The organism is Vibrio sp. qd031 (genome assembly GCF_002100145.1).
In the GTDB taxonomy this organism is placed as follows: Bacteria; Pseudomonadota; Gammaproteobacteria; order Enterobacterales; family Vibrionaceae; genus Vibrio.
On record NZ_JXQD01000024.1, the window covers coordinates 94,528 to 108,384 of the forward strand.

Annotated in this window: 16 protein-coding genes; 5 read left to right on the plus strand and 11 right to left on the minus strand. The window is 46.3% G+C overall.

Annotation, left to right across the window (positions count from 1 at the left end):
• Position 1 precedes the first annotated feature (1 nt).
• The gene (locus tag ST37_RS09150) at positions 2-967 is read left to right on the plus strand and encodes an alpha-L-glutamate ligase-like protein (protein WP_084885641.1); all 966 of its coding nucleotides are present in this window, start codon (positions 2-4) and stop codon (positions 965-967) included.
• 74 nt (positions 968-1,041) lie between these two features.
• Here ST37_RS09150 and ST37_RS09155 read toward each other — a convergent pair whose 3' ends face one another.
• Positions 1,042-1,620 (minus strand): thymidine kinase, encoded by a 579-nt coding sequence (locus ST37_RS09155; RefSeq protein ID WP_084885643.1) that lies wholly within the window; start codon positions 1,618-1,620, stop codon positions 1,042-1,044.
• Between the two features lie 64 nt (positions 1,621-1,684).
• Positions 1,685-3,064 (minus strand): cysteine--tRNA ligase, encoded by a 1,380-nt coding sequence (gene cysS, locus ST37_RS09160; protein WP_084885645.1) that lies wholly within the window; start codon positions 3,062-3,064, stop codon positions 1,685-1,687.
• A gap of 229 nt (positions 3,065-3,293) precedes the next feature.
• Here cysS and ST37_RS09165 point away from each other — a divergent pair, with 229 nt between their 5' ends.
• The 4 genes from ST37_RS09165 (at position 3,294) to ST37_RS09180 (ending at position 6,434) form a co-directional block, all read left to right on the plus strand.
• On the plus strand, positions 3,294-3,791 hold the full coding sequence (locus ST37_RS09165) for a peptidylprolyl isomerase (RefSeq protein ID WP_084885646.1): 498 nt from the start codon (positions 3,294-3,296) through the stop codon (positions 3,789-3,791).
• Positions 3,792-3,863: 72 nt separating this feature from the next.
• Positions 3,864-4,601, plus strand: a complete 738-nt coding sequence (lpxH, locus tag ST37_RS09170; RefSeq protein WP_084885648.1) for a UDP-2,3-diacylglucosamine diphosphatase — start codon at positions 3,864-3,866, stop codon at positions 4,599-4,601.
• Positions 4,602-4,686: 85 nt separating this feature from the next.
• Entirely contained in the window at positions 4,687-5,910 is a 1,224-nt protein-coding gene (locus tag ST37_RS09175; protein WP_084885649.1) for an HDOD domain-containing protein, read from the plus strand.
• A gap of 41 nt (positions 5,911-5,951) precedes the next feature.
• Positions 5,952-6,434: a YchJ family metal-binding protein gene (locus ST37_RS09180; protein ID WP_084885651.1), complete on the plus strand. Its 483-nt coding sequence runs from the start codon at positions 5,952-5,954 to the stop codon at positions 6,432-6,434.
• Positions 6,435-6,443: 9 nt separating this feature from the next.
• On the opposite strand, the gene ST37_RS09185 is transcribed toward ST37_RS09180, so the two are convergent.
• The 9 genes from ST37_RS09185 to hisD form a co-directional block, all read right to left on the minus strand.
• Positions 6,444-7,031, minus strand: a complete 588-nt coding sequence (locus ST37_RS09185; RefSeq protein WP_084885652.1) for a TMEM165/GDT1 family protein — start codon at positions 7,029-7,031, stop codon at positions 6,444-6,446.
• A gap of 105 nt (positions 7,032-7,136) precedes the next feature.
• Positions 7,137-7,487, minus strand: a complete 351-nt coding sequence (locus ST37_RS09190) for a hypothetical protein (RefSeq protein WP_084885654.1) — start codon at positions 7,485-7,487, stop codon at positions 7,137-7,139.
• 171 nt (positions 7,488-7,658) lie between these two features.
• Positions 7,659-8,273, minus strand: a complete 615-nt coding sequence (gene hisIE / locus ST37_RS09195; protein ID WP_084885655.1) for a bifunctional phosphoribosyl-AMP cyclohydrolase/phosphoribosyl-ATP diphosphatase HisIE — start codon at positions 8,271-8,273, stop codon at positions 7,659-7,661.
• A complete protein-coding gene (gene hisF / locus ST37_RS09200; protein ID WP_084885656.1) occupies positions 8,270-9,043 on the minus strand; it encodes an imidazole glycerol phosphate synthase subunit HisF in 774 nt (257 codons plus the stop codon). The genes hisIE and hisF overlap by 4 nt, the downstream gene beginning before the upstream one ends.
• On the minus strand, positions 9,025-9,762 hold the full coding sequence (hisA, locus tag ST37_RS09205; protein WP_084885658.1) for a 1-(5-phosphoribosyl)-5-[(5-phosphoribosylamino)methylideneamino]imidazole-4-carboxamide isomerase: 738 nt from the start codon (positions 9,760-9,762) through the stop codon (positions 9,025-9,027). The genes hisF and hisA overlap by 19 nt, the downstream gene beginning before the upstream one ends.
• A gap of 9 nt (positions 9,763-9,771) precedes the next feature.
• Positions 9,772-10,386 (minus strand): imidazole glycerol phosphate synthase subunit HisH, encoded by a 615-nt coding sequence (gene hisH / locus ST37_RS09210; RefSeq protein WP_084885659.1) that lies wholly within the window; start codon positions 10,384-10,386, stop codon positions 9,772-9,774.
• A 9-nt stretch (positions 10,387-10,395) separates the two neighbouring features.
• Positions 10,396-11,469 (minus strand): bifunctional histidinol-phosphatase/imidazoleglycerol-phosphate dehydratase HisB, encoded by a 1,074-nt coding sequence (hisB, locus tag ST37_RS09215; RefSeq protein WP_084885661.1) that lies wholly within the window; start codon positions 11,467-11,469, stop codon positions 10,396-10,398.
• 43 nt (positions 11,470-11,512) lie between these two features.
• Positions 11,513-12,550 carry a histidinol-phosphate transaminase gene (gene hisC, locus ST37_RS09220; RefSeq protein WP_084885663.1) on the minus strand — a complete coding sequence of 346 codons (1,038 nt, stop codon included), beginning with the start codon at positions 12,548-12,550 and terminating at the stop codon, positions 11,513-11,515.
• Positions 12,550-13,854, minus strand: coding sequence for a histidinol dehydrogenase (hisD, locus tag ST37_RS09225; RefSeq protein ID WP_084885664.1), 1,305 nt, complete (start codon positions 13,852-13,854; stop codon positions 12,550-12,552). Before hisD ends, hisC begins: the two co-directional genes overlap by 1 nt.
• Between the last annotated feature and the right edge of the window lie 3 nt (positions 13,855-13,857).

The window sequence follows — 13,857 nt, forward strand, 5'->3', positions numbered from 1 at the left end:
TATGTTAAGTCAGTTTACTTCACCGTTTAAGATCCGCAGTAAAGGGATCATGGGGATGAACCAGCGAAACCACAGTTTCATTGGGCGCTACAACGACCGTAGCAAATACCCACTTGTGGACGACAAACTTAAAACCAAAATTGTCGCCAAAAAACATGGCGCCAGTACCCCTACTCTCATTGGCGTTATCGAGAACCAGTTTTCGGTAAAAGGTATCCACAAAATGGTAGAGAATTGGCCAGGTTTTGTGATTAAGCCTGCTCAAGGAAGTGGTGGTAAAGGGATCCTAGTGATTACCTCTCACAAAGACGGCACCTACACCAAGCCGTCAGGCGCTACAGTGGGGAAAGACGAAGTCGAACGTCACATCACAAACACCTTAGCTGGTCTGTTTTCACTCGGTGGTAAGAATGACGTCGCAGTCGTCGAAAACTTAATTAAGTTCGACTCTTGCTTTGAAGGGTTTAGTTACGAAGGCGTGCCTGATGTCCGTATCATCGTTTTTCAGGGATACCCTGTTATGGCAATGATGCGACTATCTACCAGTGATTCTGACGGTAAAGCCAACCTTCACCAAGGTGCGGTGGGCGTGGGTATAGACATAGGAACCGGTCGAGCAGTGCGAGCTGTACAGTTTGACCAACCTGTCACTCACCACCCAGATACCGGAAAAGAGCTGGCGTCCTTACAAGTACCTCACTGGGAAAAACTGCTAGAGATTGCCTCAAGTGCTTGGGAGATGACTGGCCTTGGCTATATGGGCACAGATATGGTGTTAGATCGTGAAGAAGGGCCTATGGTGCTCGAACTGAACGCCCGTCCTGGGCTTGCAATCCAAATCGCTAATGGCGCCGGATTACTTCCTCGGTTAAATCATATTGAAAACCTTGAAGAGCAAGTTCAGTACCCTAACGTCAAAGAGCGCGTAGCGTACGCAATGCAGCAGTTTGGTGTGTACAACACATAGCGTCAACCTCTTAGCTAAATAAAAAACGGGCAACCTTTTTAAAGGTCGCCCGTTTTTATATTTATATTAGTAGGCTATTTGTTCAACGCTTCTTTGTAGTGGCGACGACATACCGACACATAGCGATCGTTACCACCAATAGCAACCTGATCGCCCTGGGCAATGGCTTTACCTGATTCGTCGGTACGGATCACCATATTGGCTTTGCGGCCACAGTGACAAATGGTTTTTAATTCAACCAATTTATCTGCCCACGCCAACAAGAACTGGCTGCCTTCAAATAAATTCCCAAGGAAGTCCGTACGTAGCCCGTAACACAACACAGGAATGTTAAGTTTATCGACCACTTCCGTGAGTTGATACACCTGTTGTTTGGTTAAAAATTGGCACTCGTCCACCAACAAACAATGACATTTTTCCTTTGCGTATAACGCTTTTACTGCCTCAAATAAGTCGGTATCGCCGTCAAAAAGGTGTGCGTCTGCCTGTAAGCCGATCCGCGAACTGACCTTGCCAACTTCTTCTCTATCATCGATGGCTGCGGTAAAGATTAGCGGGTTCATCCCACGCTCTTGATAGTTAAATGATGACTGAAGTAGTGTCGTCGACTTACCTGCGTTCATCGCAGAATAATAGAAATACATCTGTGCCAATGTGAAATCCTTGAATTTTGGTTGTAAAAAAGGACTGCTGAACAGTCCTATTTTGTCAGTAAACTTATTTGCGTCGCCAAGTCGTACCTTGAGCGCCGTCTTCCAGCACAATGCCCATCTCGTTCAACTTGTCACGAGCTAAGTCGGCGTTGGCCCAGTCTTTGTTTGCACGCGAGTCGTTACGTAATTTGATCAGCGCTTCGATTTCAGCCACCTCATCGTCGTCTTCGTTGCCCTGCAAGAAAGCTTCTGGATCTTGATGAAGAATACCTACAACCGCTGCAAGTTCACGCATTAGAGCACCTAACCCACTGGCCTTGTTAATATCTTCTGTTTTGAGACGATTAATTTCTCGAGCCATTTCAAACAATACCGAATAGGCTTCTGGCGTATTAAAATCATCATTCATTGCGTTGGTAAACTTAGCAACAAACGCTTCTCCGCCTGCCGGCGCTGCCTTCATATCCAGTCCACGTAGCGATGTATAGAGTCGCTCTAGAGACGCTCTAGATTGCTCTAGGTTGTCTACGCTGTAGTTTAATTGACTGCGGTAATGTGCAGACATCAAGAAGTAGCGAACCGTCTCTTGATCAAAGTGGCCCAATACATCGCGAATGGTAAAGAAATTGCCTAATGACTTAGACATTTTCTCTTTATCGACCATCACCATGCCACTGTGCATCCAAGTATTGACATACTGAGTATCGTGCGCACAGCAAGACTGAGCAATTTCGTTTTCATGGTGAGGGAAAGTAAGATCTGAACCACCACCGTGAATATCAAAATGGTTACCAAGCAGGCTAGAATTCATTGCCGAACATTCAATATGCCAGCCAGGGCGACCAGCCCCCCAAGGAGATTCCCATGTAGGCTCACCTGGCTTAGACATCTTCCAAAGCACAAAATCCAATGGACTGCGCTTCGCGGTGTCGATGTCGACACGTGCACCAGCTTGAAGCTGTTCCAAATCTTGCTTGGAAAGACGCCCATACTCATCGTATTTAGCCACTTCAAACATCACGTCACCGTTATCAGCGACATAGGCAAACTCACGTTCGATCAATCGCTCTACTAGGGCGATGATTTCATCAATGTATTGAGTTGCTCGTGGCTCGTGATCCGGACGCTTCATATTCAGCGCATCGAAGTCGGCGTGCATATCAGCGATCAGTCGCTCGGTAAGCGCTTCGCAGCTTTCGTTATTTTCTGCGGCACGTTTAATGATTTTGTCATCAATATCGGTAATATTGCGCACATAATTTAGGTCATAGCCCAAATAACGTAGGTACCGAGATACCACATCAAAAGAAACAAACGTGCGGCCATGACCAATATGACAGAGATCGTAGATGGTGACACCACACACGTACATGCCCACTTTATTGTCAGTGATGGGTTTGAATTCCTCTTTTCGCTTGGTCAATGTGTTGTATATCTTTAACATGATCTCTACTATGTTGTTGGTTTTACAAGGCTAGCCTCGCAGTATATCAACTTCATACTCAACAGGGTATAGCTGAGCGAGCTATTATTAATCGTTTGGTTGCTGTCGCTTTGCAATTAATACTGCAGCAAGCTTCTAGCGCCTTGGCCGTGACATTCTACATAAGGATCGATTAAAATCGCCCGCGTAATGCCATATTGGCCGTTAACAGATAAAAAGGATACAGACCATGATCACCCTGCACACCAACTTTGGTGACATCAAAATTGACCTATACGAAGACAAAGCGCCAGAAACAGCAGCAAACTTCCTTCAGTATTGTAAAGATGGTTTTTACGACAACACTCTTTTCCACCGTGTGATCGATGGTTTTATGGTTCAAGGTGGTGGCATGACTTCTGGACTAAAAGAAAAGTCGAGCCGTGCGCCTATTAAAAATGAAGCAAACAACGGTTTGAGCAATAAAGTCGGCACGCTAGCAATGGCTCGCACTATGGAGCCGCACTCAGCAAGCTCTCAGTTCTTCATTAACGTGAATAACAACACCTTCCTAGACTTCACCTCAGAAAGCCTTGACGGCTGGGGATACTGTGTCTTTGGTGAGGTAGCTGACGAAGAAAGCATGCAAGTTGTGAATAAAATTAAAGGTGTAAGCACTGGCACTATGGGCATGCACCAAGATGTTCCTCTTGAGGAAGTTGTGATCACTGGATCGACCGTCGAATAAGACTCCTCAGACAACACTGAATCAAGGGCAAGCCAACAAGCTTGCCCTCCTTTTACTTATAGCGGCGCGCCAATGACAACCTACTTTATTTCCGACCTCCACTTGTGTGAAACCCGCCCTGGGATCACAACCAGCTTTTTGGAGCTACTGGCTAATTTGGATACAAAAGAAACCGATGCGCTGTATATTCTCGGTGACCTGTTTGAGTTCTGGGTAGGTGATGACTACAACACACCATTTAATCTACAGATTAAAAACGCCCTTAAGGACGCTGTCGATAGAGGGATCGATATCTACTTGGTCAAAGGTAATCGCGACTTTTTAGTGGGTAAACGTTTTGCTAAACAAACCGGAGTGATTCTGCTTGGCGACGAGACTGTGATCGACTTGTACGGAGTGCCTACTCTGATACTGCATGGTGATACACTCTGTACTGACGATGTGAAATATCAAGAATTTCGTCAACAGGTTAACCAACGATGGTTGCAATGGGTGTTCAATCATTTACCTCTTTCACTTAGACTTAAAATTGTGGCTAAGGTAAAAGGACAAGCGCGAAATGATAAGCAGGGCAAGCAGCTCGATATCATGGACGTTAATCAACACGCTGTCATTGACGCCTTTAATCGTCAACAAGTGACGCAGATGATCCACGGACATACGCACCGTCCAGCCTTGCACACCGTGGCGCTCACCAACCAAACTGGCAAACGTCGAGTTCTTGGCGATTGGCATAGTCATAATTTCGTACTTCGTGTTACTGAACGTGATCACAGAGTGATAAAAGAGCCGATTGTCGAGCCCAAATAATTTGCGTTATTTGTCGTCAACCTGCTGACATCTTTACAGAACCATGTACAATAAAATAATCATTTGAACTCGATTTTACGCAGTTTTGACTTTCTCTTACGTTGCTCGACAACCGATACTGAATTCTCAACGTCAGACTTTTGGTTATGAATTACTTTATCGGGATGGGCCGAGAAACACGTTCCCAGAAATTGAGCCCGAAAAAGCAACCAGTCGACTGCTATCAGACAACTTTTTTGACTCCAATAGTACTCTACTGGAAAACAAATTGGCTTTTGTGAACTTCCCACAACAAAGCATCATCAACCTTGTTCCAGGCTTATTCCCTAAAGAACAAATTGTCATCGAAATCCTTGAAGAAAGTGAGCCAAACGACCAACTTTTCGATGCGGTAAAATATCTTTATAATCAGGGCTATAAATTCGCTTTAGATGATTTTCAACCTTCGCTGAGATGGAAGCGTTTTTTACCTTTTGTGTGGATCATTAAGTTTGATATTCGCATTATTCCGGTTGAGAAAGCACAGATTTTCATTGATAGTATGCGCGGTTATGATATTCACTTCTTAGCCGAAAAAGTAGAAACCTACGAAGAGTTTGAGCAAGCCAAGCAAGCTGGATTTGAACTCTATCAAGGTTATTTTTTTAGCCGACCTGAGTTGTTACAAAAGAAAGCGATAGAACCCACGTTCCTCACTATTGTCCATCTATTGAAAGAAGTCTCTAAGCGCAGTATTAACTACAAATATGTTGAATCGCTTATCACTCAGGATCTTAGCTTAAGTTATAAATTGCTTAAATTCGTTAACTCTAGTGCGTTAATAAGCAACGAAATCAAATCATTTCGTCAGGCATTGGCCTATTTAGGGGAAGACCGACTGCGACGTTTTATTTCCTTAGTCGCAATAGCCAGCACCAATAATAATAAACCCAGTTCGCTTTACGGCCTTTCGCTTCAACGCGCACGTTTTGCTGAGCTATTGGCTGTTGATGGTCAAAACCAAGTCGACCACAGTAAGGCGTTTTTAACCGGTATGTTTTCTGTGCTCGACTCTCTGCTAGATAGGCCGTTGCCAGAATTACTCAATGATATCCCGCTCGATCCGGACATTAAGCTTGCTCTTAATGAACGTGAAGGCCCTTTAGGTACCATGATTAACCTGATTGAGGCTTATGAACAAGCCGACTGGGAAACGGTGCAGCAGATCTCCGATTGCTGCGGTGTTGCACAACCGCATATCGGCGAGTGCTATGAGCAATCTATGCTATGGTCAAATCAGGTAAAACGATCTAATAAATCTAGTCGATAGTTGTTAAACTAACGCTAAACACAATTTCACTAATTAGCCTCATGCACAAACCACAATGCCCCTGCAACAGCGGTCTGACTTATAGCAACTGCTGTCAACCTATCCACGCCAATCACGCGGCAGCTGACACGCCCGAGAAGCTGATGAGAAGCCGATACAGTGCGCACTACTTAAAACTTGTCGACTATGTTGTTGCTACCTATCATCCAGACTGCCACGCAGAACAGCAAAAACAGCAAATAGCCGATTCTGTGTCGTTAGATTGGTGCCATCTCGTCGTCATTTCTAGCGCGATCAGTCCACAAGACAGCACGGTTGGCTTTGTGGAGTTTCGTGCCCAGTATATCGAAAATGATACGCTTTACAGCATGCAAGAGTTGTCACGTTTTATACAGCAAGACGGCTTGTGGTTTTATAAGGATGGCACTTTTGACGATCACGTTCAGCTTGAACCAATCAAAATCAAACGTAATGACCCGTGTCCCTGCCTAAGCGGTAAAAAATATAAAAAGTGCTGTGGGTAAACACGTCGGTTAAAGCCTTATTAAGGTTATCAACATCATTATTGCCAAACCAATAAAGAACGTACCACTGATTTTATGCAGTAAACCCATGTCAATCTTGGATAGCCAGCGACGACCCGCATAAATTCCAAGCGCGGATGTGCCTATTAACGCTGTGGTGGCGCCTATCCACACGCCATACATATTATTGGTGGTCGAGAGTGTGACCACGGCCAACTGCGTTTTATCGCCTAGCTCTGCAACAAATAACAATAAGAATGTATTGATGAACAGACGACGCGAAGAGACTTGAGAGATTTCTTCATCCTCATCCTCTTCGCCACCGAAGAGACTGGTTAACCCAAAATAGGCAAATGCAGCCGCCGCCACTAAAGTGATCCAAAACTCTGAAAACCAATTCCCCAATGAAACACCTAGGGCAACCGCGACCAAATTGAGTATCGAAAAGGCACATACAGCCGCAAGCAGGATCGGTTTACTTCGATGTTTGGCAGCCAGTGCCATACAAACCAATTGGCTCTTGTCGCCCATTTCAGCGAGAAATATCGCCCAAAACGTCAACATTGCAGAGCTGACCAATAGTGTAGATTCGTGCATTTTTGGATCTCAAATATGGGTTAATTGAAAGTGTTTTAGACTAGTAAGCGATACATCAAGACAAATAGAGTTTAAGTTAACTAACCAGTCACTAATTAACAGAAACTAACTGTCTCTGTTTTGCCACAGCGCCATGCAGCCAAATTCTTCTACAGCATCTTTGCGTATATACTCAATTTTGGACTTTCGCGCAGTGTTGTCTTGGTGCACTTTTTGTAGTGAGTCGGCAGATACACCAAAGAAGCGCCCTCTAGTGATCAAGTTGCTGTAAATGTTACGTTGTTCATAGTGCCAATTAGTCGTTTCGTAAGAGAGGTAATAGTTAAGGGATCGATCGCTACAGACATAGTGTCGTTCGTAACGTTTGACAGCATCTCGGCCATCTTGCGTTGCCACGAAATAGCCCACTGCAAATAGACAAATAAATGCAATGGATACGTTAACTCTCTTTTTCATTTAATTTTCCTTCCGTCCCCTTTGTCATTTCAAACTATTAGCGAAAAAATCACACAGTATTACAGTCTAAGATTAAGCCTAAACGGGGGCGTTTCTTTTTTCCCGCGTAGTAGAACCCAAAAAAGGCACAAACGCCAGCGTTTGTGCCTTTATATCTGAAAAAAGCAACCGCTATTTGTGTCGCTCTTTCAACTTATCAATTACCGTACTTAACGACATGTCTTGGTCCTGCAGCAGTACCAATAAATGGTATATGAGGTCAGCAGACTCACACACTAATTCCGCCTTGTCGCCCGACGTTGCCGCAAGCGCGACTTCAACACCTTCTTCGCCCACTTTCTGCGAAATACGTTTTGTGCCGCGCCCATAGAGGCTGGCGGTATAGGAAGACTCTGGGTCGGCATGTTTACGCTCAGCAAGCAATTGTTCAAGTTGATGAAGCCACACCATTTGTGACTCAGTTTGGGGATCGCCATCCCAACAGGTTGTGGTCCCTGTGTGGCATGTTGGTCCAATCGGGTTCACTTTTACCAATAACGTATCGTTATCGCAGTCAAGTGACATATTGACCAATTGCAACACGTTTCCAGAGGTTTCGCCTTTGGTCCAAAGGCGCTGCTTTGTGCGAGAGAAAAAAGTTACTTGCCCAGTTTCAGAGGTCTTATCCAAGGCTTCTGGATTCATATACCCCATCATTAATACCTGACTAGACTCAAAGTCTTGAACAATTGCAGGCACCAAACCATCGACTTTCTCCCAATCGACTATTGGCAACGCTGTGCTCATAATCGCACCTCAATAGATTGTTGTTTCAAATACTGTTTTAACTCACCAATGTTGATCACTTGCTTGTGGAAAACCGAAGCGGCAAGCGCACCGTCAACGTTGGTTTTTTGATAGGCTTCAGCAAAGTGCTCCATTGCACCCGCGCCTCCAGAGGCAATAAGAGGTACATGGCATACTTCTCTTACCATGTTCAACTGCTCAATATCGTATCCTTGGCGAACACCGTCTTGGTTCATCATATTCAATACAATTTCACCAGCGCCACGCTTTTGGACCTCTTGAACCCAGTCACGCGTTTCCCATGATGTCGCCTTAGTGCGCGCTTCATCACCTGTAAATTGGTAGACCTGATATTTGCCTGTCTCTTTATCAAAATAGGAGTCGATACCGACAACAATGCACTGCACGCCAAATTTGTCCGCCAGCTCAGTGATTAACTCTGGATTTGCGAGCGCTGGTGAATTGATAGACACTTTGTCTGCGCCAAACTCAAGTATGCGCGCGGCATCCTCAGCCGATTTGATACCACCAGCAACGCAAAAAGGAATATCAATGACTTCTGCGACGCGAGCGACCCAGCTTTTATCTACCACGCGACCATCACTGGAAGCCGTAATATCATAAAAAACCAACTCATCAGCGCCTTCTTCAGCGTAACGCTGCGCAAGAGGAACGATATCACCGATGATTTCATGATTTCGAAACTGAACGCCCTTAACCACCTGCCCATCACGGACATCAAGACAAGGTATTATTCGCTTTGCCAACATGCAAAAGCCTCCTCTGCGGTGAATTTGCCATCAAGCAACGCTCTTCCCACGATGACACCAGCGACACCACTGCCTTTAAGCGCCGCGATATCATCTAATGAGCCGATGCCACCGGAAGACTGGAACGCAACCTGTGGGTACTGTTTGCACAAATCAATGTAAAGCTCTACGTTTGAGCCTTGCAAGGTGCCATCACGAGAAATGTCGGTACACAAAACGTGTTTAAGACCGACCGTGAGGTAATCATCGATCAACGCTTCAATGGTAACCCCAGAGTCTTCTTGCCACCCAGAGATCGCAACATTTCGCACACCCTGGTCATCAATGTTGATGTCCAGCGCCAATACGATCTTCTCTGCGCCGTACTTTTCCATCCAAGACTTGACTAACTCTGGCTGTTTTACCGCCGTTGAGCCTACAACAACGCGCTGAGCGCCTGCCTCTAGCAGGTCAACCACGTCTTGCTCTGTGCGAACTCCGCCACCAATTTGAATGCTGGCTGGTGTACTCGCGAGTAACGTTGCAATAAGGTCAAGCTGTCTTGCCTTAGTGTCTTTTGCCCCTGTTAGGTCAACAAGGTGCAGCCAATTGGCACCGGCTTGATGGTATAAATTAAACTGTTCGGCTGGATCAACCTTGTATTCTGTGACTTGGCCATAGTCCCCTTGAAAGAGTCGAACGACCTGTCCTTCTATCAAATCTAATGCAGGAATAATCACTGTCTGTCCTTATAACTCTAAAAAGTTTCGAATGAGTTGAGCCCCAGCCTTAGATGAGCGCTCTGGGTGAAATTGAACACCGTAATAGTTACCACTTTGAATGGCAGCACTAAAGCCTTGTCCATAGTCGCACTGTGCGATGGTGTACTCACCAACGGGCATGCCAAAGCTGTGTACAAAGTAGAAGTACTCGCCTTCTTCAATGTCTCTAAACAGCGGATGACCTTGATTGGCTTTCACTGTGTTCCAACCCATATGGGGCAACGGCAGATCACCGGTTTGAAGTAAACTCACTTCCCCTTCACACAAGCCCAAACACTCGACTGTGTCACTGGCTTTGTGGCCTTTTTCTTGAGAAAGTTTGCCCAGCAGTTGCATACCTAAACAAATCCCCAACAGCGGCTTTTCAACTTGTTTCACTAACGTGATCAGGTTTCGCTCTTGCAGGTTCTTCATCGCTTCGCTGGCTGTACCCACACCCGGTAGAAACAGCTTATCCGCGCCCAAAACCACCTGAGGATCTTTGGATATAGTCACCTCGTAGCCAAGACGCTGAATAGCAAATTTGACCGACGAAACATTGGCACAACCGGTGTCGATGATCACCACTTTTTGATCCAACATGCTCATCTCCTACAGTACGCCCTTGCTCGATGGTAGTTCATTTCCTTCGACTTTAATCGCTTGGCGAAGTGTTCTACCAAAGGCTTTAAACAAGCTCTCAATGATATGGTGGTCATTGTGGCCTGCAGAGCTTAAATGTAGGGTACACGCCATGGTGTCGGTTAATGAACGGAAGAAGTGAACCACCATTTCCGTCGACAAATCACCGACCTGTTCACGATCAAAAGTGGCATCAAATTTCAGATAAGGTCTACCCGATAAATCTAACGCACACTGCGCCAGACACTCATCCATTGGCAGACTAAAGCCAAAACGGCCGATGCCACGCTTGTCACCTAGCGCTTCTTTTAGTGCTTGGCCCAACGCGAGAGCGGTATCTTCGACAGTGTGGTGGTCATCAATATGCAGATCCCCTTCCACTTCGCAGCGCATTTGGAAACCGCCGTGGGTGGCGATTTGATCCAACATATGGTCAAAGAAACCTAGTCCAGTCGTAATAGTGTTACCCCCTTGCTCATCAAGGTTAACACTGACTTTAATGTCCGTTTCTTTGGTGGTGCGAACCACCGAAGCAGTACGCGATTTCACCGTTAAGTCTTTAAGGATCTTCGCCCAACCCATGGTTTGTGGGTTGTATTGAATCCCCTGAATCGCCATGTTCTCTGCCAACTGTAAATCGGTGGCACGATCACCAATAACCACAGAATGAGCAAAGTCGACTTTGCCACCTTGCAGATACTCTTTTACCATACCCAGTTTTGGCTTACGGCATGAGCAGTTGTCTTCTTCGAAGTGAGGGCAAATCAGCACGTCATCAAACTTCACCCCTTGTGATGTGAAGATATCCATCATCATATTATGAGGCGCGTCGAAATCCTGCTGTGGGTAGCTGTCGGTACCAAGGCCATCTTGGTTGGTGACCATGACCAAGCGGTAGCCAGCATCTTGAAGCGCAAGCAAGCTTGGGATCACCAGAGGTTCAAATTTGAGTTTATCGAGACGGTCGACCTGAAAATCTACCGGTGGCTCTTCAATAAGAGTGCCATCACGGTCGATAAACAAGATTTTTTGCTGTGTTGTCACGGTTACGTCCTTTTAATTGCTGCCAGTGATAAAGCACTATGCTCTACTTGGCGTAATACTGTTGTATAAATTCTATTGTCGCCCGGCACTCTTGCTCTGAGCCAATACTGATCCTCACGCAATCCTGTATCGGTGAATTACGTAAAATAATGCCACTGTCCCAAGCGGCTTTAAATAGCGCATCACCGTCCGGAAATTGGACCAATAAGTAATTGCCCCACCCGTCAAATACCGTCAATTGAGCATTCTCAGCAAGCTCATTTGCTAGCCAAGCACGGTTTTTATTGAGTGTATCGACTTGTTGTTGCGCTTGCGAAAGGTTGGTGAGCGCTTGTGTCGCAATTTGAGCGACAGGGATCGGCACAGGGTATGGTGCAATCACTTTGAGCAATACATTGATTAATTCTGGGTTAGCCAGCGTAAAGCCGCAACGCAGCCCTGCCAGTGCAAACGCCTTTGATAGGGTGCGTAAAATCGCCAGATTTGGGTATTGGCCTAGTAAATCAACCGTGGACGCCTCTGGACAAAAATCGATATACGCTTCATCCATCACCACTATGGCGCGGTCTTTGGTCATCTCGAGCAAGCGAATGATATCGTCGCGGTTGACTAGGTTTCCCGTGGGATTGTTTGGCGAGCAGACAAAGACAAGTTTTACCCCATCCAGATTTTTTTCGATGCCATCAAGGTCAAGTTGCCAAGACTGTGTAAGCGGCACAGTTTTACGCTCTACACCAATTGTCTCTGCACTTATCGCGTACATACCGTAAGTCGGTGGACAGTAGAGAATACTGTCTGTCCCTGGCTCGCAATAGGCGCGGATCAATAGCTCAATCCCTTCGTCTGCGCCTCGAGACGTAAGCACTTTATCAGGCGTCACACCTGCATAAGCCGCATAGGCATTTATCAACTCTGCAGGTTGGCATTCACTGTAGCGATTCAGCGCATCACTATCGACGACATAGGCGTTGTTAAAGGGCGATTCGTTGGCGTTTAGCCATACATCGCCACTGCCACCAATACGTCGCGCAGATAAGTATGGGGTAAGAGCTTGAACCGTTGGGCGAGCAAGTTTTTCCATTATTGCTCCCCTTCTCTCGCTTGTAGTTTTTCTACACGGATAGTGACTGCGCGTTTGTGCGCATCCAAACCTTCCGCCTCTGCCATTGTGACGACTGTTGGAGCAAGATTCATCAGACCATCAGCAGACAGTTCTTGAACGGTCATACGTTTAGAAAAATCCGCGAGCCCTAAACTTGAGTAGGTACGCGTGTATCCGTAGGTCGGCAGTACGTGATTGGTACCAGAGGCGTAATCCCCCGCTGACTCTGGAGACCAATCACCCAAGAAAATCGAGCCTGCATTATCTAACAGCGGCAACAGCTCGCGAGGATTCTTGGTTTGCACGATAAGGTGCTCTGGACCGTAATAGTTAGAAATTGATACCGCTTGTGTCAAAGACTCGGCAACAATGATCAAACTCGACCCTAGCGCTTGCTGGGCAATCTCTTTACGCGAAAGTTCGGCCAGTTGTCGGTTCACAGCATCGATCACTCGATCTGCGACAACTGGAGACGGTGTGACCAGCACCACTTGTGAGTCAGGGCCGTGCTCTGCTTGGCTTAATAGATCCGCGGCGATAAAATCGGCGTCAGCGGTCTCATCCGCTAGGACCAACACTTCGGAAGGACCTGCAGGCATATCAATGGCTGCACCTTTAAAGTCATTACTAACTTGTCTTTTTGCTTCTGTCACATAGGCATTGCCTGGGCCAAAGATTTTGTCCACCTTTGCAATGGTTTCTGTTCCGTACGCCATGGCCGCGACCGCTTGTGCTCCGCCGACGTTATACACTTCATCGATGTTACACAGTTTTGCCACATAAAGAATTTCGTCTGCAATCGGCGGTGGTGAACATAACACTACTTTTTGACAGCCCGCAATTTGGGCAGGAACGCCTAGCATTAACACGGTCGACGGCAATGGTGCGCTGCCGCCTGGAATATAGAGACCCACTTTCTGAATCGGACGTGTTACTTGTTCGCACACAACCCCGGGCTGCGTTTCAACGCGCAGCGGTTGTGGCTTTTGTGCAGTATGAAAGGTTGCGATGTTTGAGTATGCCTGCTCAAGCGCCGCTTTCATTTCTTCTGAAAGTCGTTCACAAGCCGCGTCAATTTGCGCGTTGCTGACACGGATAGAGTCAGGAGAAGTTTTATCAAACTTCTCAGTCAGAGCAGTAACCGCTTTGTCTCCACCCGCTCTCACTTCTGCAATGACATCACTCACCGCAGCGGTAATATTTGCACCTTCTGCGATGGCAGGGCGCTCTAAAGCGCTCTCCTGCTGTGATTCACTTAACGATTGCCAAACCACACTTCTCATTGT